Raw genomic sequence first — 18,748 nt, 5'->3', positions numbered from 1 at the left:
GGTGGGCCTACGGCCGGAGGCCTCCGACGGTGACGAAGCCGACGGCCTTCGCCGCCGTGGTGTTGTCGTACACCACCACGCCGGTGGACTTCTTCCAGATCTCGATACGGAAGGTGTCCGGGCCGTCCGTGGCGGTGACACGGAAACCGTAGCCAGCCGTGCCGCCCACCGTGCCGGATCCCTGGTAAACGGCTCGGGTTCCGGTGACCACCAGCCAGTCGGAGCCGGTGGAGCGGAACTTCAGCCGGGCCGCGCCGAAGTCGAAGGTCGCCGTCCCGGACGGGACGGTGGCGCCCTTCTTGTAGTCGGCGGCGAAGGAGAAGGCGGCCTTGCCGGTCAGTGCGGCCCCGGCGGGGTAGGCACCCGCGGGCGAGGTGATGACACCGACCCCGGCCGCGGGGCCGGCGCTCCTGTCGTAGACGACCAGGTCGGGCAGGGTCCTACGGTCCGTGCCGCCGTCGTCGTCGGTCACCGTGACCACAGGCCGGCGGATGCCCGCCGAGGTGTAGGTGTGCGATGCCGTGCAGCCGGAGGCGGTGACGGTGCCCTCCGTCGGCTCGGTGCCGTCCTTCCAGTCGACGGTGCAGGTGTGGGTGTCACTCGTGCCCAGGTCGCCGAACGCGGTGGTGACGTCCGTACGGCGGCCCGCCGCGACGGGTGACTTCGGGCCCTCGGCGGAGGTGATCGCCGGGGCGGCGTTGGTGACGGTGACGGTCGCGGTGTCGCTGCTGCGACCGCCGGTGAGGGTGACCTTGTAGCTGCCGTCGTCCGTGCAGGTGATCGTGGTCCGGGCGGCTCCGGCGTCCGCGAACGTGCAGGGCGCACCCTGTTCGACGGTCCACTTCGGGCCGCCCGCTCCCGAGACGGTGCCCTCGATCCGGATCGCGTCACCCTCGGTGCCTTCGGCGTCGGCACCCGCGTGGACGACGGTGACCGGGTCGATGCTCGTCAGGGTCGGGACGACCTTCTTGATCAGGCCGTCCGCGTCGAACTCCAGCTTGTCGATGGTGGTTTCGCGGTGGGTGCCGTCACCGCCGGGGATGGCGAAGCGGTGGTAGGCGATGTACCAGTCGTCGGTGCCGGGGACGTCCACCACGGAGTGGTGGCCGGGCCCCTTGATGCCGAGCGAGAGGTCCTTCTCCAGGATGACGCCCTGCTTGGTCCACGGGCCGGTGGGCGAGGGGCCGGTGGCGTAGGCGACGCGGTAGTTCTCGTCGCGGGTGTCGTTCTCCGACCACGTGAAGTAGTAGGTGCCCTTGCGCTTGATGACGAAGGTGCCCTCGTTGTAGCCGCTCGGGGTGATGTCCTTGACCTTCGTGGCGTCGAAGGACGTCATGTCGTCGTTCAGCGGGACCACGTAGGCGCGGCCGTTGCCGAAGTAGAGGTACGACGTGCCGTCGTCGTCCGTGAAGACCGCCGGGTCGATCATCTGGCCGGTCAGCTGGCCCGCCTTGAGCAGCGGTCGGCCGAGAGGATCCTTGAACGGGCCGGTGGGCGAGTCGGAGACCGCGACGCCGATGTTGGCGTCGGCGCTGAAGTAGAAGTAGTACTTCCCGTTCTTCTCGGCCATCGTCGGCGCCCAGGCCCTGCTGTCGGCCCAGCTGACGTCCGGTCCCAGGTCGAGGATGACGCCGTGGTCCTTCCAGTGGACCAGGTCGGTGGAGGAGTAGGCCTTGAACTGCGTGCCGCTCCAGCCCGGGAAGCCGTCGGTGGTCGGGTAGAGGTAGAAGGTGTCGCCGAACCTGACGATGTTCGGGTCGGCGTTGAGCCCCGGCAGGACCGGGCTCTTCATCACCAGCGCCGTGACCGTCCAGGTGCGCTTGGAGCCGTCGGAGCCGGTCACCTCGTACGTCACCGGCTCGGTGAAGTCGTGCAGCGTGCCGGAGGCGGGGCTGATGGACGCGCCGTGGGCGAGGGTGAACCGAGGTGCCAGGGCGGTGAGATCGCTGCCCTCGGCCAGCGGCAGGGTGATCCTGCTGCCCGCGTCGTCGATGATCGCGTCGGTCTTCAGCGCGGGGTGGGTCGCCGCGGCGATGCCCGTGGTGTTGCCGCTGAGCTCCAGGACCTCGGTGGGCGACAGTGCCCGGTTGTAGATGCGGAAGTCGTCGACCTCGCCGCCGAAGTAGGGGTCGGGGGAGTACAGGGACTTGCCGATGTAGCCGGAGTAGCCCTTGGCGGAGTCGTAGAGCTCGGACGGCTTGATGGTGACCCCGGTGGCCCGGGCCGCCTGGACGCCGTCCACGTAGAGGACCGCGGTCTCGGTCGCGCTGTCCACGGTGACGGTGACGTGCTGCCACTCACCGGGGGTGAGCCGGCTGCCCGCCGTCATCTGCTTCTCGCCCGACCAGGTGGCCTTGGTGATCGCGGAGAAGAGCTTGCCGCCGCCGTTGGAGGGGGAGGCGAAGAGGTATTTGTTGTTGTCGGGACCCAGACCGAAGAGCCACTGGAAGTTGTCCCCGCCCTTCCACTTGACGTGGGTGGAGACGGTGACGCTGTCGGCGTTCTTCAGGACGCCGTTGGGGATGGTGACGTACGGCGAGGTGGTCGAGCTGCTGGTACCGCCGGACATCTTGAACGAGCCGCCGTCCACGCCGGTCCCGAAGTCGGGCGTCCGCACGTACGTGCCGTGGTAGCCGTGACCGCTGGAGTCGCGGGCGATGTTGCCGCCGGTCTCGTCGAAGTCGTAGTCCAGCAGCAGGTCGGCGGGTACGTCGGGGCCTTCGGCGGAGACCGTGACCTCGGCTTTCAGGGTGGTCCCCTCGGGCAGGGCGCCCGCCACCGTGAAGGTGCCGGCCTGGGCGTACGCGGATTCCGGTACGTCCGCCCAGTCGACGGAGACGGGACGCTCGACGCCGTCGGCGTACGTCGCGATCACCGTGGCCGGCAGGACCGGCGCCTCACCGGTCCGCGTCTTCACGGCGATGTCCTCGACGCTCTCGACGAGCTGATCGGGCTGGTAGGCGCGCAGCAGGCGGTCGTACTCGGCCTGGGTGACCGGCAGCACGGTGCCGTGGCGGGGCTTGGCGGGCAGGTCGTAGCCGGTGGACGGGGTCCAGGTGCCGGAGCCGAGGTCCGTCGTCTCGAACGGGATGTAGCCGCGACCGCCGAACTCGTCGAGGAACGCGTACCACTTCTCCTCGGTGTTTGACTTGAAGACCAGGGGCCCCTCGGCGGCGCTCATCGCGCCCTTGCCGATGCCCTCGGCGACCGCGGTCCAGGACGTGTCGAGGAGCGAGTCGCTCTTCTCCTCGAAGATGAACTTGCTGTTGGGCGTGGAGGAGGTGTTGTTCCGCTCGTCCTTCGACAGGCGGAAGTACGTTCCGTCGTGCTGGATCACCGTGGAGTCGATGACCGAGTAGCCGCGGTCGATCCACACCTTGGGCTCGCTGAAGGTGTGGAAGTCGCGGGTGGTCGCGTACATCATGCGGTTGTACGTGTCGCCGGAGTGCGCCTCGTTGTCGTACAGCTTCGACGCCCAGAAGACCACGTACGCGCCGAGCTTCGCGTCGTAGTACGCCTCCGGCGCCCAGGTGTTGCCCGCGCTGTCGGGGGAGACCTTCACCAGGCGCTGGTCGGTCCAGTGCACGAGGTCGGTGGACTCCCAGACCATGATCGACTTGCTGCCGGTGCGCTGGGAGGCGTCCCAGTCGCCGTTGCCGTAGATCCTGAGGTCGGTGGCGATCTGGTAGAACTTGTCGCCCTCCGGGGAGCGGATGATGAACGGGTCGCGCAGGCCCTTCTCGCCGAGCGTGGAGGTCAGGACGGGCTTGCCGTCGTTCAACTCCCGCCACTTGAGCGGGTCGTTGCCCTTGCTGAGGGCGGCGTAGAGCTGTTCGCCGTCGGAGGTGCCCTCGCCGGTGAAGTAGCTGAACATGTAGCCCTTGAGGGCCTGCTGCGCCGGGAGTTCGGGGACCTTGGCGGTGAAGGCGCGGGTCGCCGTGGCCGCGCCCTTGGTGACGGTCGCGGTCAGGTCGACGGTGGTGGAGCCGTCGCCGTGCGCGGGGCGGTGGACCGTGCCGTCGGCGGCGACGACGTCCGGCCGCGCGGAGGTCCAGGTGACGCGGGTGCCGTAGTCGCCGTCCGCGGGGAGGGTGAGGTTGCCCCGTACGTCGTCGAGGTTGTGGACGGTCAGCGCCTCGGCGGCCTGCCGGGTCGCGGACTCGTCGTCGAAGGCGGCGAGGACCGTGACGTCGAAGGACTTGGTGTCGGTGACGGCGCCCTTCTTGAGGGTCGCCGTGAGAGTGGCGTGGCCGTCCGGTTCACCGGCGGCGGGGCGGGTCACCTTGCCGGTTTCCGACACCACGGCAGGGTTGTCGCTCGCCCAGCCGACCGCGGAGCCGCCGGCCGGGCCGGTCTTCGGCAGGTCGAGGTCGGCGGTGACCGCGCTGGTGTCGCCGAGCGTGAGGGCCGCCTTGTCGTCGGCGACGCCCTGGGTGGCCACGGGGAGGGAGAGTTGCTCGACCTCGGTGCCGGCGAGTGCCCGGTCGTACACCCGGAAGTCGCGAATCCTGCCCTTGAACAGCTTGTCGCCGGAGTACACGGACTTGCCGACGTAGTTGGCGGTGGTGCTGCCGGAGCCGATGGCGCCGGGGGTGATGGTGACCGAGGTGTTGCGGGCCACCTCGGCGCCGTCCTCGTAGAGGACGCCGGTGGTGCCGGTCTGCGTGTAGGTGATGTGCTTCCACGCGGCGCGGGTCAGGTTGTGGGAGTCGGCGGGCCTGGTGGTCTGCTCCGTCGACCAGTTGCCGGTGGCGATGGAGGTGCGGAAGGAGTTGCCGGTGGTGAACAGGTAGCCGTTGCCGTTGCCGCCGCTGGAGTTGCCGAAGCCGTAGAGGAAGTACGGGGTGCTCTGGGTGGAGTCGATCAGTACGTCCATCGAGACGGTGATCGCGTTCATGCCCTGCATGACGTTGTCCGGCACCTTGATGTAGGTGTCGGACCCGTTGAAGGCGAGCCCCTGACCGGAGGGCGACCAGCCGGCCGTGCCGTTGACCGTGCCGTTCCGGCCGTTGCCGGAGGCGTCGGTCGCGGTGGCGCCCGAGGCGGCGTCGAGCGGATACCAGAGGGCGAGGCCGTCGGTGACCTCCGCGGCTTCCGCTGTCGGTGCCGCCTGAGCGGGGCCGGCGGGACCGGCGAGGCCCAGCAGCATTGACGCGGCGGTGAGCCCGGCGAGAGGGCCCGCCCAACGTCTCGCGCGGGCGCGCAGTCGTGCGATGTGCGTCATGTGGAGTTCCCCTGCTGAGACACGGTTGACGAAGGGGCCTCGGCCAGGGGCGCCCCGCTGTTTCGGCTGTGTGACGTCGTGTTGCGAGAGTGTCAATCGGGGTGTGGCGCAGCGTCAAGAGGTTTCGAACGATGTCCGACAGGCCGAACGACTGAATGGCCGGAGATCGTTGGGATGCTTCGGGCCGCAACGGGCACGGTGTCAGGCCCGCCTCACGAGGCCGGACTCGTAGGCGAACACCACGGCTTGGACCCGGGCGCGGGCGCCGATCTTGCCGAGGATGTTGCTGACGTGGGACTTCACCGTGGTCGGGGCGATCGACAACCGTGCGGCGATCTCCGCGTTGGACCAGCCGGAGGCGACGGCGATCAACACGTCGCGTTCGCGTCCGGTGAGGCGGTTGAGGCCGGCCTCCTGCCTGGTGGGGCGCAAGGGGCGCTGTTGACGTACCGCGTCGATGAGGGCGCGCGTCAGACCGGGGGTGATGACGGCCTCCCCGGTGGCGACGATGCGGACGGCCGCGGTCAGTTCGTCCGGGGTGGCGTCCTCGAGGAGGAACCCGCGGGCTCCGGCGCGCAGGGCGGCTCGGGCCTGCTCTTCGCGGCCCGCGCTGGTCAGCGTCAGGACCTGCGGAGGGTTGCGGACGGCTCTGACGGCATCGGACGAGTGGGGGAGGGTGGGGGGCCGGGTGATGCGACGGATGGCCTCGATGCCGCCGCCCTCCGGAAGGCGGGCGTCCATCAGGACGACGTCGGGACGCAGTTCGGCGCTCATGCGGACCGCCTCGAATCCGCCGGACGCCTCGCCCACGACCGTGAGGTCGGGCTGAGCCGCGAGGAGCATCCGGAAGCCGTGGCGCTGCAGCGCCTGATGGGTGACCACGAGTACGGAAGTCATGCCGGGCATGTCTCTCCCACCGTCTGAACGAAACGGTTTCGTTCACATGCGAGAAAGGCTAGCCCCGGCACCTATCGAAACGGTGGCGTTTCTGTTGTGGTGTGGGTCACATTCTGTTCCGGATGCCGTGGCATGAACGCGCTCGGGACGCCCCCGGGGTGCGGGGCGTCCCGAGCGCGTCTGGGAGGCGTCAGTGGTAGGCGTGGGCGACCGCGTGGCCCTTGCCGCGGCCGATCATCCACTGGTTGACCGGCGTGGTGATCAGGAAGGCGATCACGAAGCCACCCAGCAGGGCGGACCGGAACAGTCCATCGGACAGGTGGGCGTCCATCGCGCCGGGGGTGAGGGCGATGATGCCGTTGTCGACCAGCTCCGTCACGGCGATGGAGACGGTGTCGGCGGCGAGCGCGACCTTGATCGCCGTCTTCAGGTCCAGGCCGGCCCGTCGAACGGCGAACAGGGTGAAGGAGTGGCCGAAGAGGAGCGGAGCGTGATCGCCAGAACCATGGTGGGCACGTTGCCCCACATCAGGGCGGTGCCGATGACCATGCCGAGGATCTCGCCGACGGCGCAGCCGGTCAGGCAGTGGAGTGTCGCCTTGGCGACGTTCCCCAGGACGCTCCGCCCGGCGTGTCGTGGCCGGCGTGGCCGTGGTGGCTCTCGTGGGCGGCGTGGTGGTGAGCGTTGCCGGTTTCGTGAGCGGTGTGGTCCATGACCTTCTTCCCCATTCCCGTCCGGTGTGGCCCGTTCTCCGAGCTTCACAGTCACCGGCCATATACCCTCTGGGGGTATTCCTCGAGGGGTGCGCCCCTGCCTCGGTCGCTCCTCGGGGCGCGCGCGGACCGCCCCTCGTCTGCGGATTGCCGTGCGGTACGAGGGTTGCCGCCGGGGCCGTGGATCCCGGCGCCGGGATCCACGGCCGAGGAAGTTCCTGCTCCTGGGTCGGCGCAGTTGGGCAGAGGCGGCCGGGGCGTCAGGGGGGCGGCCGTCCGAGCTCCGGCGCGAACGCCGCGGAGTCCGGACGACCGGGGCGGCGGCGCGAGCCGAACGCTCGGCTCGCGCCGGCCGGGCTCAGAGCCGGTCGAGGATGCTCTGAAGCTGCTTGACCTCGGCGGACTGACCCTTGACGATGTTGCCCGCCATCTTCACGGCGTCGGCGTTCTTGCCGCTCTTCTGCTCGCCCTCGGCCATGCTGATCGCACCGTTGTGGTGCTCGATCATCATCTCGGCGAACATCTTGTCGAACTCGGCACCCTTCATCGACGTGAGGTGCTTCATGTCCGCGTCGGACATCATGCCGTCGCCGCTGCCGTGGTCCATTCCGGGCATGGAGCCCGCGGAAGTCGGCTTGTTCCACGACTTCAGCCAGCCCGTCATCGTCCTGATCTCCGGGTCCTGAGCCTTCTCGATCTTCGCTGCGACGTCCTTGAGCTCCGCGTCCAAGGCCCGGCCGTCGGCGAGCTCGGCCATCTCCAGGGCCTGCTGGTGGTGCGGAATCATCATCTGCGCGAAGGTGACGTCCGCGTCGTTGAAGCCGGCGGAGCCGGACTCGGCGGTTTCCGACGCGGACGCCGAGCTGCCGCTGCCGTGGTCCATGCCGCTCATGTCGCCGTCGTCGCTGCAGGCGGAGAGAAGCAGCGCGGCGGCTGCGACGACGCCTACGGCGGCGGCGCGGCGGACAGGCTTGCGGCGCGGGGCATGCGTGAGGGCAGTCATGGTCGATTCACCTCGTGTGGTCGGTACTTCGGCTGTTCGGGCGTACGCGAAATCGCGGGTTCGCGCCTGGTGCGCGCACCGCGGGAGCGTTCGGCCTACAGCCGCAGGACTGACAAACGGGTGAGATCGGGTCCGCGTGGCGGGGGGTCGGGCCTCAGCGGCGAGGTGAGCTGGGAAAGAAGCTCCGCCGGCTGTCCCGGGCGACGGGTGAACGCCGACCTGAGGAGCGCGATGAGCGCCCACGCGCCGAACAGGACCGCCACGCACAGCGAGAGCATGTCCATGGCCATGGCGGGTTCGTGCGAGGACGGCGAGTCCGCCGGCTCCGCGGCGTGACCGCCCGCGCCCCGGTCGGTGGGAGCGCTCATCGGGGCGTGGCCCGGAGCGGCCGTGTCCATCGCTGTCGAGTGGGACGCGCCGCTCATGGTGGAGTGGGCCGACTCGCCGGGGTGGCCCATGCCGTGCATCGCGAAGATGCCGAGGGCGAGCACGACGACGAGCAGAAGGTGCCCGAGGGCGCCTCCCGCGCGTACGTACCGGCTGACCTTCACACGGACTCCGTCACTGGCGTTCTGGATCTGCTGGACCGACAGTACCCAAGGGATGCCGGCCGTGCTGTGCGAGGGGCCGATTTCCACTGAACTACTTAGCTGATTGGTAGACCATCGCGATGTGGGCGTCCTGTTCGAGCCCGGCGACGGTCGGTCCGGGGTATCGAAATCCGCGCCTGGTGGGCGAGTTCGGGGTAGGTGCGGCCGACCTGTCCGGGGCGGGGCAGGCGGGTCGAGGGCGTCGCGCTCAGTTCGGGACCGGCGGGCCGGGCGGGTCCTCGCCGGAAGGGGAGGCCGTACGCCGTCCGCGCGCCGGGGTGGTCCGGTCGGGTGGTGGCGCGGTCGAGGTGCGGATGATGAGGTCGACCGGTGGGTCGCTGGACGGCAGGGGGGCGGCGTCCGGGTTCTCGATGGAGTGCACCAGACGCTTGAGTCCTTCCTGCGCCACGGCGTCGAAGGGCTGCCGCATCGTGGTGAGGGGCGGAGTCACGTAGGCGGCGACCGGGATGTCGTCGAAGCCGACGACGCTGACGTCCTCCGGCACTCGCCGCCCGGCCTCGGTCAGCGCCCGGATCAGGCCGATGGCCATGTCGTCGTTGGCGGCGAACACCGCGGTGACGTCACCGTCCTCGGCCAGTAGGCGTCCCGCCCGGTACCCGGAGGCGGCCGACCAGTCGCCCTCGACGGCGGGAGGCACGTGCCTGCCGTGCGCCGTCAGCGTGGCCCGCCATCCCTCCAGGCGGCCCCGGGCGGCGAACCACCGCTGCGGACCGGCCAGGTGATGGACCGTCGCATGGCCGAGGTCCAGCAGGTGCCCGGTGGCCGTGCGGGCCATCGCGTCGGCGCCGTCCCCCGCGGTGAGCATCGTCGTCGCCGTGGTGAGCGGCGGCGCACCGAGGACGAGGACCGGAACGTCCGCCCGCAGGGTGGCGTCTGGGTCCGCTCCGCCTTCGTCGATCGGTTCGGAGACGACGATGCCGTCCACGCCCTGGTCGAGGAGCGAGTCCACGGCTCCGGCGATGCCCGCCGGGTCGCCCTCCACGGTGTTGACCACGCGGAGTGCGTAGCCCGTGTCGCGGACACTTCGCTCGACCCCCATGAGCAGCGAGGCGGGCCCGTACAGGGCAGTGCCCAGTGTGATGACGCCGATCGAGCGGGTCCGCCCGGAAGCCAGTGCCCGGGCGGCGTTGTTGCGCCGGTAGCCGAGCTGCTCGGCGGCTTCCAGGACGCGTCGGCGCACCTCGGCGGAGACGTACGGCTCGTCGTTGAAGACCCTCGACACCGTCTTCTGCGAGACCCCGGCCAGGCGGGCCACGTCCACGCTCCGTGGCGCCGGCGCGGCGGCACTTCCGCCCCGCCCTGCTCCTCGCGTCATGGTGTCTCCCGGTGACCGCACGATCGAGCCCCATGATGTCAGACGGCATGCGGGGCGCCGAGGCCGAGCGCCGAGCCACCTGGGAAAGAGACCTGGCCGACGACTGTTGTGCAAAACGTTTTGGATATCTAGCTTGTGCCGCATGAGCCACAGAACGCCTTCGCCGACCGACCGCCTCCTGGTGAGCGGCTGCGATGTGCTGCGCGTCCCGCCGCAGGGCGAGTGCGAGATCCTGCGGGCGCAGGACATCGTGGTGGCGGACGGCGTCATCGAGGACGTACGACCGACCGGGGGCCCCTCCGGTTCGGACCTCGCGGCCGAGGTGATCGACGGGCGCGGACTGCTGGCCGTTCCCGGCCTGGTCAACGCGCACACGCACAGCCCCATGGTGCTGATGCGCGGCGCGGCCGAGGACGTGACGGTCGAGGGCTGGTTCAACGACCGCGTCTGGCCGATGGAGTCCAACCTCACCCCCGAAGACGTACGCGCCGGGGCCCGGCTCGCCTGCGCGGAGATGATCCGCTCCGGTGTCACCACCTTCGCCGACCACTACTTCTTCCCCGAGCAGATCGCCGAGGCGGTCACCGAGACCGGGCTGCGGGCCGACATCGCGCCCACGTACTTCAGCAGCCGAGGCCAGGAAGCCCTGGAGGACACGGTGACGTTCGCCGAGACCTGGCACGGCCGTGCCGGCGGCCGGGTCACCGTCTCGCTCGGGCCGCACGCCCCGTACACGGTCGACGACGGCGACCTGCGGACCCTCGCCGGGCACGCCCGGCGGCTCGGCCTGCGGATCCACGTCCACGCCGCCGAGCACCTGGAGCAGACCCGGTCCAGCCTGGAGCGGCGCGGCATCACCCCGGTCCGGGTGCTGCACGAGACGGGGGTGCTGGAGGCCGGCGCGCTGATCGCGCACGGCTGCGGGATCGTCGAGGACGACCTGCCGCTGCTGGCCGAGTACGCCGGCACGACCGCCGTGGCCTGCTGCCCGAAGGTGTACCTCAAGCACGCCCTGTCCCCGCTCACCCCGGTCCGCGACCTGCTCGCCGCCCACGTCACGGTCGCCGTCGGCACGGACGGCGCCGCCGGCCACAACACGCTCGACGTGTGGGAGGCGCTGCGGCTGGTCGCCCTCACGCAGAAGCAGGCGGTGGGGGACGCCACCTGGATGACCGTCTCCGACACCCTGCGTATGGCCATGCGGGGCGGAGCCCGCGCCCTCGGCCTGCAGAAGGAGATCGGGGCGCTGGAGCCGGGCATGCGCGCGGACATCGTCCTGACCGACCTGTCCGGGCTGCACTGCCGTCCGCTGCACGACCCGCGCGCCGCCCTGGTCTACAGCGCCCGCGCCAGTGACGTCCGGACGGTCGTCGTCGACGGCCGGGTCCTGATGCGCGACGGCCGGCTGCTCACCGTGGACGAGCCCGCGCTGCTGGCCGAGGCCGACGCCCGGGTGGCCCGGATCCTCGACACCTCCCACGGGAGGGCGGTGCAGCACTATGACCCCTGAGCCGTACAACCGGGCGGCCGTCCGGCGCCCCGCGTCCATCAAGGACGTGGCCGCCGCGGCAGGCGTCAGCGCGACCACCGTCTCGCACGTCCTCAGCGGCAACCGGCCGGTCAACGAGCACACCGCCGCCCGGGTCCGCAGTGTCGTCAACCGGCTCGGCTACGTCCCGGCGTCGCTGGCCCGCAGCCTCCAGGCCGGGTCCACCTCGGTGATCGGCCTGCTGATCCCGGACATCAGCAACACCTTCTTCGCGGAGCTCGCCAAGGGCGCCGAGGACGCCGCCCACGACCTCGGCTACGGCCTGATCCTGTGCAACACCGAGTTCGACGCCGACCGCGAGGACCGCTACCTCGGCATGATCCGCAGCCGGTTCATCGACGGGATGGTGTACGCCTCGGGGTCAGCGCCTTCCCGGCGGAGGCTGGAGGCACTGATGGGCAAGTTCCCCATCGCGCTCGCCGACGAGGAGGTCGAAGGGCTCGAAGGCGCCCTCATCGCCACCGCCGACCACGAGGCGGGCGGGCGGCTGGTCGGCGAGCACCTGCGGGCGCTCGGCCACCGCCGGGCCCTGATGCTGACCGGCCCGCGCGCCCTGAAGAGCAGCAACGCCCGTGCGCACGGTTTCGTCCGGGCCTTCCGGGGCGAGGTCGTCGAACGCGTCGGTGACTTCAAGGAGACCTCCGGATACGGCCTGGTCGCCGAACTCGTCCAGGAGGGCGGCCTCCCCGAGGACTGCACGGCCGTGTTCGCGGCCAACGACCTGATGGCCTTCGGTGCCCTCCTGGCACTGAGGGAGGCGGGGCTGTCCGTGCCGGACGACGTCTCGGTGGTCGGCTTCGACGACATCCGGGCGGCCTCGCTGGCCCATCCACCCCTGACCACCGTCCACCAGCCGGCCTACGACGTTGGCCGCACCGCCACCGCCCAGCTCCTCCAGTACGTCACCCGGGGCGAGGTCCCGCCCGCCTCCCGGCACACCCTTCCCGTCGAACTCAAGGTCCGCGGCACCACGGCACCCGCCGCCCGCTGATCCTCACCCGGCTTCAACTGCCGTCGCCCGGCACGGAGTTCCCGTGCCGATGCCCCCTGCCCCGAAAGGCGGTTCGCCATGCCCAGAGTGCTCGTTGTCGGCGAGTCCTGGTTCACCTACACGGTCCACCAGAAAGGCTTCGACGCCTTCCACACCTCCGAGTACACCGAGGGCGGAGGCGCCTTCCTGGACGCGCTCCGCTCACGCGGCCACGACGTGACCTACGTGCCCTCGCACGAGATCCCGACCCGTCTCCCTCTCGCCGCCGACGGCTTCGACGCGTACGACGTCGTCGTCATCAGTGACGTGGGCGCCAACAGCTTCCAGCTCCCGCGCGAGACCTTCACCCGCTCCGTGCCCTCACCCGACCGGTCCGAGCTGGTGCGCGGCTTCGTGGAGCGGGGCGGCGGGGTGCTGATGATCGGCGGCTATCTGACCTTCAGCGGCATCGACGCCCGCGCACGCTGGGGACGGTCCCCGCTCGCCGCCGCCCTGCCGGTGACGATCCTGGACCGCGACGACCGGGTGGAGCTCCCGGCCGGTGCCCTGCCCGAAGTGGTGGGCGAGCACGCCGTCGTACGGGGGCTGGAGCGGTCCTGGCCCGCGTTGCTCGGCCTCAACGAGGTCACCGCGCGGCCGGAGGCGTCGCTGCTCGCCGAGTGTGCCGGGCACCCCCTGCTCGTCGTCGGCGGCCACGGCGCGGGCAGATCCGCCGCGTTCACCTCCGACGTGGCACCGCACTGGGCACCGCCGCCCTTCCTGGACTGGAAGGGGTATCCCGAGTTGTGGGACCGGCTGGTGCGCTGGCTCGCGGGGGAGGAGCTGTGACGGCCAAAGACGTGAGGATGGCCGTCGCCGGCACACCGCACATCGGGGCTCGGCCGGGAGACTTCGCGCCCCTCGTCCTGATGCCAGGGGATCCGCGCCGCGCCCGACGCATCGCCGAAACGTTCCTTCAGGACGCGAGGCAGGTCACCGACGTACGCGGCATCCTCGGCTACACCGGAACCCACCGGGGCGCGGCGATGTCGGTGCTCGCCTCCGGCATGGGCATCCCGTCCGTGACGATCTACGCCACGGAGCTGTTCCGCCACTACGGCGTGCGCAGGATCGTCCGGGTCGGAACAGCCGGCGCGATCCCCGCCTCGGTGTCCCTGCGGGACGTGGTGATCGCTTCCGCCGCGCACACCGACTCCAGCCTCAGCCGCCTCCTCGTGGACGGCCTCACCCTCTCCCTCGCTCCCTCCTACCGGCTGCTGCGCGCCGCCGCGGACGCCGCCGAGCCGGAACTCCCCAGGGGCACGGCCGTGCACATCGGACCGGTCCTCAGCAGCGACCACTTCTACCTCGACCGCCCCGCCCTCTTCGACGCCCTGGAGCGCCGGGGCACGCTCGCGGTCGAGATGGAGGCGGCGGGACTCTACGCCGTGGCGTGTGCCGAGGGCGGCGAGGCACTGGCGGTGCTGACCGTGTCCGACCACCTCCGCACCGGTGACGCCCTCACGGCCGAGGAACGCGAGGCGGACTTCGACCGGGCGCTGCGCATCGCCGCCACCGCGCTGCTCACCGCCGTCTGAAATTCCCTGACCGGAAATCAAACAGAAACCATGCAACGTAGCCAAAACGTTTTGCACTTTCTACTGTCAACGCAGTCGCTCACTCAGCAACAAATGATCAGGAGGTCGATGATGCGATACCGAAGAAGCGCCGCCATCGTGGTGACGGGGATGCTCGGACTCAGCGCTTGCGGGGGATCGGGCGGAGACGATTCCGGGGCAGCGTCCTTGGGCAAGCCGCGCATCAAATTGGTGATCAACGGCGGGCTGGGCGACAAGTCGTTCTTCGACTCCGCCCACGCCGGCCTGCAGCGGGCCGCCAAGGACCTCGGCTACCAGCTCAAGGTCGTGGAGCTCGGCTCCGACCGCACCAAGTGGGAGCCCGGCTTCGAGGACGCCGCCTCGGCCGACGACTACGACATCCTCGCCGCCGGCACCTTCGACGTCACCGACTACATCGGCAAACTCGCCCCGGAATTCCCGGACAAGAAGTTCTGGGTCTTCGACGCACCGGTCGACTACAGCGGCAAGAACGGCGCCTGTTCCAACAAGTGCGAGAACGTCTACTCCGTCACCTTCAAGCAGAACGAGGGCGGTTATCTCGCGGGATTCCTGGCCGAGAAGCTGGTGGCCGCGAAAGCGCTCGAGGGAACGGAATCACTGAAGAAGGCCGGCGTCATGGGCGGCGTGAAGATCCCGCTGATCGAGGACTTCGTCGTCGGCTTCACGTCGGGCTTCCAGGCCGCCGGCGGAAAGAAGTCCGACGTCCTCGTCCAGTACGTGGGCGGCGACAAGCCGTTCGGCGACCCGGCCAAGGGCAAGGAGATCAGCACCGCCATGTACGGCCAGGGTGCCGCGCTGGTGTGGCCGGTCGCCGGGCTCTCCGGGCTCGGCACCTTCGAGTCGGCCGTCAGCGCCAAGCGGTACGCGTTCGGCGTGGATTCCGACCAGTACCAGACCCTCGCCGACCAGGCGCAGAAGAACACCGTCGTCACCTCCATCCTCAAGAACGTCGGCAACGCCCTGTACAAGGCCGCGCAGGAGGACCAGAAGGACACCCTGAAGTACGGCGCCGTCTCCACCGTCGGCCTCGCCGAGGACGCCGTCGGCTACGTGAACGACGACCACTTCAAGGAGTTGGTGCCCGAGACGATCCGCACCGAGGTCCAGGACGCGGCCGACAAGGTCAAGTCCGGCTCCGTCACGGTGCCCAGCGCCCTCTAACCGAACGGCCTTGATGATGAACGAGCCATGGGGCGAGGACGGACCGGCCGTCGCCGCCCGCCAGGTCACCAAGACCTACGCCAACGGGGTGCGCGCGGTCCGCGCCGTGGACCTGGAGGTTCCGCGGGGCGAGATCCGGGCGGTCGTCGGGGAGAACGGCGCGGGCAAGTCCACGCTGATGAAGATGTTCTACGGCCTGGAGCAGCCCAGAGCGGGCGAGATCCTGGTCGGCGGACGGCCCCGGGTACTGCGGGGCCCCGCCTCGGCGATCGCCCTGGGCGTGGGCATGGTGCACCAGAACCTCATGCTGGTGCCGTCCTTCACCGTCGCCCAGAACGTCGTCCTCGGCGTGGAACCGGGCCGCCGCGGCCTGGTCGACCCGAAGGCGGCCGTGGAGACGACCGCCCGGCTCGCGGAGGAGTCCGGACTCACCGTCGACCCCAAGGCCCGCGTCGAGGAGGTGTCGGTCGGCATGCGTCAGCGCGCCGAGATCCTCAAGGCACTCCACCGGCAGGCCCGCGTCCTGATCCTCGACGAGCCGACCGCCGTGCTCACCCCGCAGGAGACCGAGGACCTGTTCGCCGCCGTGCGCCGGCTGCGCGACGGCGGGATGACCGTGCTGTTCATCTCGCACAAACTGCGCGAGGTACGGGAGATCAGCGACCAGGTGAGCGTGATGCGCGCCGGCGCCCTGGTGGGGACGGTCCCCACCGCCGACACCACCGAACGCTCGCTCGCCTCCATGATGGTCGGCCGGGACATGTCCCTGGACGTGGACCGCGCCCCCGCCCGTCCCACGGACACCACCCTGCGGGTACGGAGCCTCGGCTACGAGGCCGCGACCGGCCAGTCCCTGCACGGCCTCGACTTCGACGTGGCCGCCGGGGAGATCGTCGGCGTGGCCGGCATCGAGGGCAACGGCCAGAGCGAACTCGCCGAGATCCTCGCCGGGTTGCGCCGCCCCACCGCGGGCACGGTCCACATCGACGGCACCGACACGGCCGGTCTCGACGTGGCGGGACACCGCAGGGCCGGCATCGGCTACGTACCGGAGGACCGGCTGCACAACGGCGCCGCCCTCGACGCGTCCATCGCCGACAACCTCGTCGTCGACCGCCACGACCGCCCGCCCCTCGCCCGCCGTGGCGTTCTGCACCCGGGCGCCGTACGCGCCCACGCCGAGCAGCTGATCGACCAGTACGCGATCCGCACGCCCGACCCGTCGGTCCCGGTGCGGGCGCTGTCCGGCGGCAACATGCAGAAGGTGATCGTCGCCCGTGAACTCTCCGCCGGGCCGCGCCTGTTGATCGCCTCCCAGGTCACGCGCGGAGTGGACATCGGCGCGATGCGCTTCATGTACGAGCGCCTGGTCGACGCACGCGACACAGGCGCCGCCGTCCTGCTGATCTCCGCCGACCTCACCGAACTCCTCGCCCTCTCCGACCGGTTGCTCGTCCTCAAGGAGGGCCGGCTGGTCGCCCGGTTCGACGACACGACCGGCCTCACCGAGAAGCGGGTCGGGCTGTACATGCTCGGCGTCGAGGAACACGAACGCGACCGGCTCACGGCCGGTCTGGACACCGTGGGGGAGGTGTCCCCGTGACCACCACCCCGATGACGGCGATCGAAACCGAGGACCGCCGCGAGTACCGGGCGACCCGGCGCCGCGACTTCGCCGTCGACCTCAGCATGGCCATGGCCACCATCCTGGCCGCCCTGGCCATCGGCTTCCTCGTCATGCTCGCCACCGGCAACGACCCGGTCCGCGCCTACGAGGTGATGCTCACCGGCCCGCTGGACCGCTCCTTCCGCGTCGGCCGCTGGCTGGAGGACGCCACCACGCTCACCCTGCTCGGGCTGTCGGTCGCGATCCCCTTCCGTGCCCGGCAGATCAGCCTCGGCGCCGAGAGCCAGGTCTACGCCGGTGCGCTGGCCGCCGCGACCGTCGCGGTCTTCCTGCCGCTGCCGCCCGTCGTCGCGGTGATCGTGCCCATGGCCGCGGCCGCCGCCGCGGGCGCCGGAATGGGCCTAGTTCCGGGATCGATGAAGGCACGCCTCGGCGCCAACGAGATCGTGGCCACGCTGATGCTCAACGCGATCGTCGTCCGCGTCTACGACTACCTGGTCAACGGCCCGCTGAAGGAGCCGGGCAGCAGTGCCGTCCACTCGAAGAACATCCAGCAGGACTCCGTGCTCACGCCACTGACCGACTGGTTCGGCGTCCCGCTGGGCCGGGCCAACATCGGCCTCGGAGTGATGCTGCTGACCGCCGTCGCGCTGTGGCTGCTCATCACCCGCACCCCGCTCGGCTACCGCATCCGCATGACCGGCGCCAACCCCGACTTCGCGGCCTACGGCGGCATCCGCGTGCCCCGCGTCATCGAGTGGAGCTTCGTCATCGGCGGCGCCGTCGCGGGCCTGGCCGGAGCCCACCTCGTCCAGGGCGTGTACGGACGGCTCGAACCAGGACTCGCCGGAAGCCTCGCCTTCGAAGGGATCGTGGTCGCCCTGCTGGCCCGGAACAACCCGCTGGTCGTCGTGGTCGCCGGGCTCTTCTACTCCTACCTGCGCGCCGGGGGCGACATCATGGAACAGCAGACGGACGTCGGCACCGAGATCGTGGTGGTCATCCAGGCGGTCATCGTGCTGCTGGTCACCGCCCAGGCCCTGCCCGACCTCCTCAAGCGGCGGATCGCGCGCAGGCAGGTGGGCGTCCGATGAGTTCCGTGCTCGACGTCGTCCTCAGCAGCGCCTTCCTGGCCGCCGCGCTGCGGATCGCCACGCCGTACCTGCTCGCCGCGTTCGGCGGGCTGGTCGCCGAACGCGCCGGCATCAGCAACATCGCCCTGGAGGGCCAGATGCTGAGCGCGGCCTGCACCGGTGCGCTCGTCGCCGGATACAGCGGCTCCGTCTGGCTGGGCGCGGTCAGCGGCGTCGCGATGGCGACACTCCTGGGCCTGCTGCTCGCCGCCCTGCACCTGGAACTGGGCGCCGACGCGATCATCGCCGGCATCGGCCTCAACCTCCTCGCCTCCGGCGGCACCGCCTACGCCGTCTACAGCCTTCTCGACGACAAGGGCGGCACCTCCGGCCTGAAGAGCGGCAGCCTGCCCACGGTCACCCTGCCGGGCGTCGAGAACATCCCGGTGGTCGGCGACGTGCTGAGCGGCCAGAACATGGTCACGTGGCTGGCCTTCCTGGCCGCGCCGTTCGTCGCCTGGCTGTTCTACCGCACCCGCTTCGGCTTCCACCTGCGCGCGGTCGGCGAGATGCCCGACGCGGCGGCCTCGGTCGGCATCGCCGTACGGCGCGTCCAGTACACCGGACTCGCCCTCAGCGGGGCCCTCGCCGGACTCGCCGGGGTCTTCCTCAGCATGGGCTACGTCTCCTTCTTCGTACGGGACATGACGGCCGGCCGCGGCTTCATCGCCCTCGCCGCGGTGTTCCTCGGCGGCCTGCGGCCGTGGGGTGTCTTCCTCGCCGCGCTCGGCTTCGGGGCGGCGGAGGCACTGGCCGTGCAGCTCGGCTCGCTCGACGTACCACCGCAGCTGGTGTCGACGATCCCGTACGCGATGACGCTGGTCGCCCTCGCCCTGTACGCGTGGCGCCGCAAGCGCCGGGGCCGAGCGGTGCCGGCCGCCGCCTCACTCTGACGCCTCGTCACC

General features: G+C 70.6%; 13 protein-coding genes and 1 pseudogene. 8 read left to right on the top strand and 6 right to left on the bottom strand.

Annotated elements, in window-relative coordinates; genetic code table 11:
* Window positions 1–7 precede the first annotated feature (7 nt).
* The 6 genes and pseudogenes from KUM49_RS40855 to KUM49_RS40830 form a co-directional block, all read right to left on the bottom strand.
* Window positions 8–5,224, bottom strand: coding sequence for a family 43 glycosylhydrolase (locus tag KUM49_RS40855; protein ID WP_217241997.1), 5,217 nt, complete (start codon window positions 5,222–5,224; stop codon window positions 8–10).
* 201 nt (window positions 5,225–5,425) lie between these two features.
* Entirely contained in the window at window positions 5,426–6,121 is a 696-nt protein-coding gene (locus KUM49_RS40850) for a response regulator transcription factor (RefSeq protein ID WP_217241996.1), read from the bottom strand.
* Window positions 6,122–6,311: 190 nt separating this feature from the next.
* Window positions 6,312–6,834 (bottom strand): annotated as a pseudogene (locus tag KUM49_RS40845) (DUF4396 domain-containing protein).
* Window positions 6,835–7,192: 358 nt separating this feature from the next.
* The gene (locus KUM49_RS40840; protein WP_217241995.1) at window positions 7,193–7,837 is read right to left on the bottom strand and encodes a DUF305 domain-containing protein; all 645 of its coding nucleotides are present in this window, start codon (window positions 7,835–7,837) and stop codon (window positions 7,193–7,195) included.
* Window positions 7,838–7,932: 95 nt separating this feature from the next.
* The gene (locus tag KUM49_RS40835) at window positions 7,933–8,388 is read right to left on the bottom strand and encodes a DUF6153 family protein (protein WP_217241994.1); all 456 of its coding nucleotides are present in this window, start codon (window positions 8,386–8,388) and stop codon (window positions 7,933–7,935) included.
* Between the two features lie 247 nt (window positions 8,389–8,635).
* Window positions 8,636–9,763, bottom strand: a complete 1,128-nt coding sequence (locus tag KUM49_RS40830; RefSeq protein ID WP_217241993.1) for a LacI family DNA-binding transcriptional regulator — start codon at window positions 9,761–9,763, stop codon at window positions 8,636–8,638.
* A gap of 142 nt (window positions 9,764–9,905) precedes the next feature.
* Here KUM49_RS40830 and KUM49_RS40825 point away from each other — a divergent pair, with 142 nt between their 5' ends.
* From KUM49_RS40825 to KUM49_RS40790, 8 genes are all read left to right on the top strand, one after another.
* On the top strand, window positions 9,906–11,273 hold the full coding sequence (locus KUM49_RS40825; RefSeq protein WP_217241992.1) for an amidohydrolase: 1,368 nt from the start codon (window positions 9,906–9,908) through the stop codon (window positions 11,271–11,273).
* Window positions 11,263–12,303, top strand: coding sequence for a LacI family DNA-binding transcriptional regulator (locus tag KUM49_RS40820; protein WP_217241991.1), 1,041 nt, complete (start codon window positions 11,263–11,265; stop codon window positions 12,301–12,303). The genes KUM49_RS40825 and KUM49_RS40820 overlap by 11 nt, the downstream gene beginning before the upstream one ends.
* 78 nt (window positions 12,304–12,381) lie before the next feature.
* A complete protein-coding gene (locus KUM49_RS40815) occupies window positions 12,382–13,131 on the top strand; it encodes a glutamine amidotransferase (RefSeq protein ID WP_217241990.1) in 750 nt (249 codons plus the stop codon).
* Window positions 13,128–13,880 (top strand): purine-nucleoside phosphorylase, encoded by a 753-nt coding sequence (gene deoD, locus KUM49_RS40810; protein ID WP_308406982.1) that lies wholly within the window; start codon window positions 13,128–13,130, stop codon window positions 13,878–13,880. Before KUM49_RS40815 ends, deoD begins: the two co-directional genes overlap by 4 nt.
* A 207-nt stretch (window positions 13,881–14,087) precedes the next feature.
* Window positions 14,088–15,083, top strand: coding sequence for a BMP family protein (locus KUM49_RS40805; RefSeq protein WP_254402541.1), 996 nt, complete (start codon window positions 14,088–14,090; stop codon window positions 15,081–15,083).
* Between the two features lie 13 nt (window positions 15,084–15,096).
* Window positions 15,097–16,686: an ABC transporter ATP-binding protein gene (locus KUM49_RS40800; protein WP_217241988.1), complete on the top strand. Its 1,590-nt coding sequence runs from the start codon at window positions 15,097–15,099 to the stop codon at window positions 16,684–16,686.
* The gene (locus KUM49_RS40795; protein WP_308406981.1) at window positions 16,683–17,804 is read left to right on the top strand and encodes an ABC transporter permease; all 1,122 of its coding nucleotides are present in this window, start codon (window positions 16,683–16,685) and stop codon (window positions 17,802–17,804) included. The genes KUM49_RS40800 and KUM49_RS40795 overlap by 4 nt, the downstream gene beginning before the upstream one ends.
* Entirely contained in the window at window positions 17,801–18,736 is a 936-nt protein-coding gene (locus KUM49_RS40790) for an ABC transporter permease (RefSeq protein ID WP_217241987.1), read from the top strand. The genes KUM49_RS40795 and KUM49_RS40790 overlap by 4 nt, the downstream gene beginning before the upstream one ends.
* Window positions 18,737–18,748: the final 12 nt, after the last annotated feature.

Source organism: Streptomyces sp. AC555_RSS877 (assembly GCF_019049245.1).
GTDB lineage: Bacteria > Actinomycetota > Actinomycetes > Streptomycetales > Streptomycetaceae > Streptomyces.
The sequence above is the reverse complement of the archived record's forward strand: the minus strand, read 5'-3'. Positions and strand labels throughout refer to the sequence as shown.

What these genes read in the sequence shown, in the direction of transcription:
- KUM49_RS40855 (WP_217241997.1), bottom strand. Translation starts at nt 5,224, where the DNA reads ATGACGCACATCGCACGACTGCGCGCCCGCGCGAGACGTTGGGCGGGC.
- KUM49_RS40850 (WP_217241996.1), bottom strand. Translation starts at nt 6,121, where the DNA reads ATGACTTCCGTACTCGTGGTCACCCATCAGGCGCTGCAGCGCCACGGC.
- KUM49_RS40840 (WP_217241995.1), bottom strand. Translation starts at nt 7,837, where the DNA reads ATGACTGCCCTCACGCATGCCCCGCGCCGCAAGCCTGTCCGCCGCGCC.
- KUM49_RS40830 (WP_217241993.1), bottom strand. Translation starts at nt 9,763, where the DNA reads ATGACGCGAGGAGCAGGGCGGGGCGGAAGTGCCGCCGCGCCGGCGCCA.
- KUM49_RS40825 (WP_217241992.1), top strand. Translation starts at nt 9,906, where the DNA reads ATGAGCCACAGAACGCCTTCGCCGACCGACCGCCTCCTGGTGAGCGGC.
- KUM49_RS40820 (WP_217241991.1), top strand. Translation starts at nt 11,263, where the DNA reads ATGACCCCTGAGCCGTACAACCGGGCGGCCGTCCGGCGCCCCGCGTCC.
- KUM49_RS40815 (WP_217241990.1), top strand. Translation starts at nt 12,382, where the DNA reads ATGCCCAGAGTGCTCGTTGTCGGCGAGTCCTGGTTCACCTACACGGTC.
- KUM49_RS40800 (WP_217241988.1), top strand. Translation starts at nt 15,097, where the DNA reads ATGATGAACGAGCCATGGGGCGAGGACGGACCGGCCGTCGCCGCCCGC.
- KUM49_RS40790 (WP_217241987.1), top strand. Translation starts at nt 17,801, where the DNA reads ATGAGTTCCGTGCTCGACGTCGTCCTCAGCAGCGCCTTCCTGGCCGCC.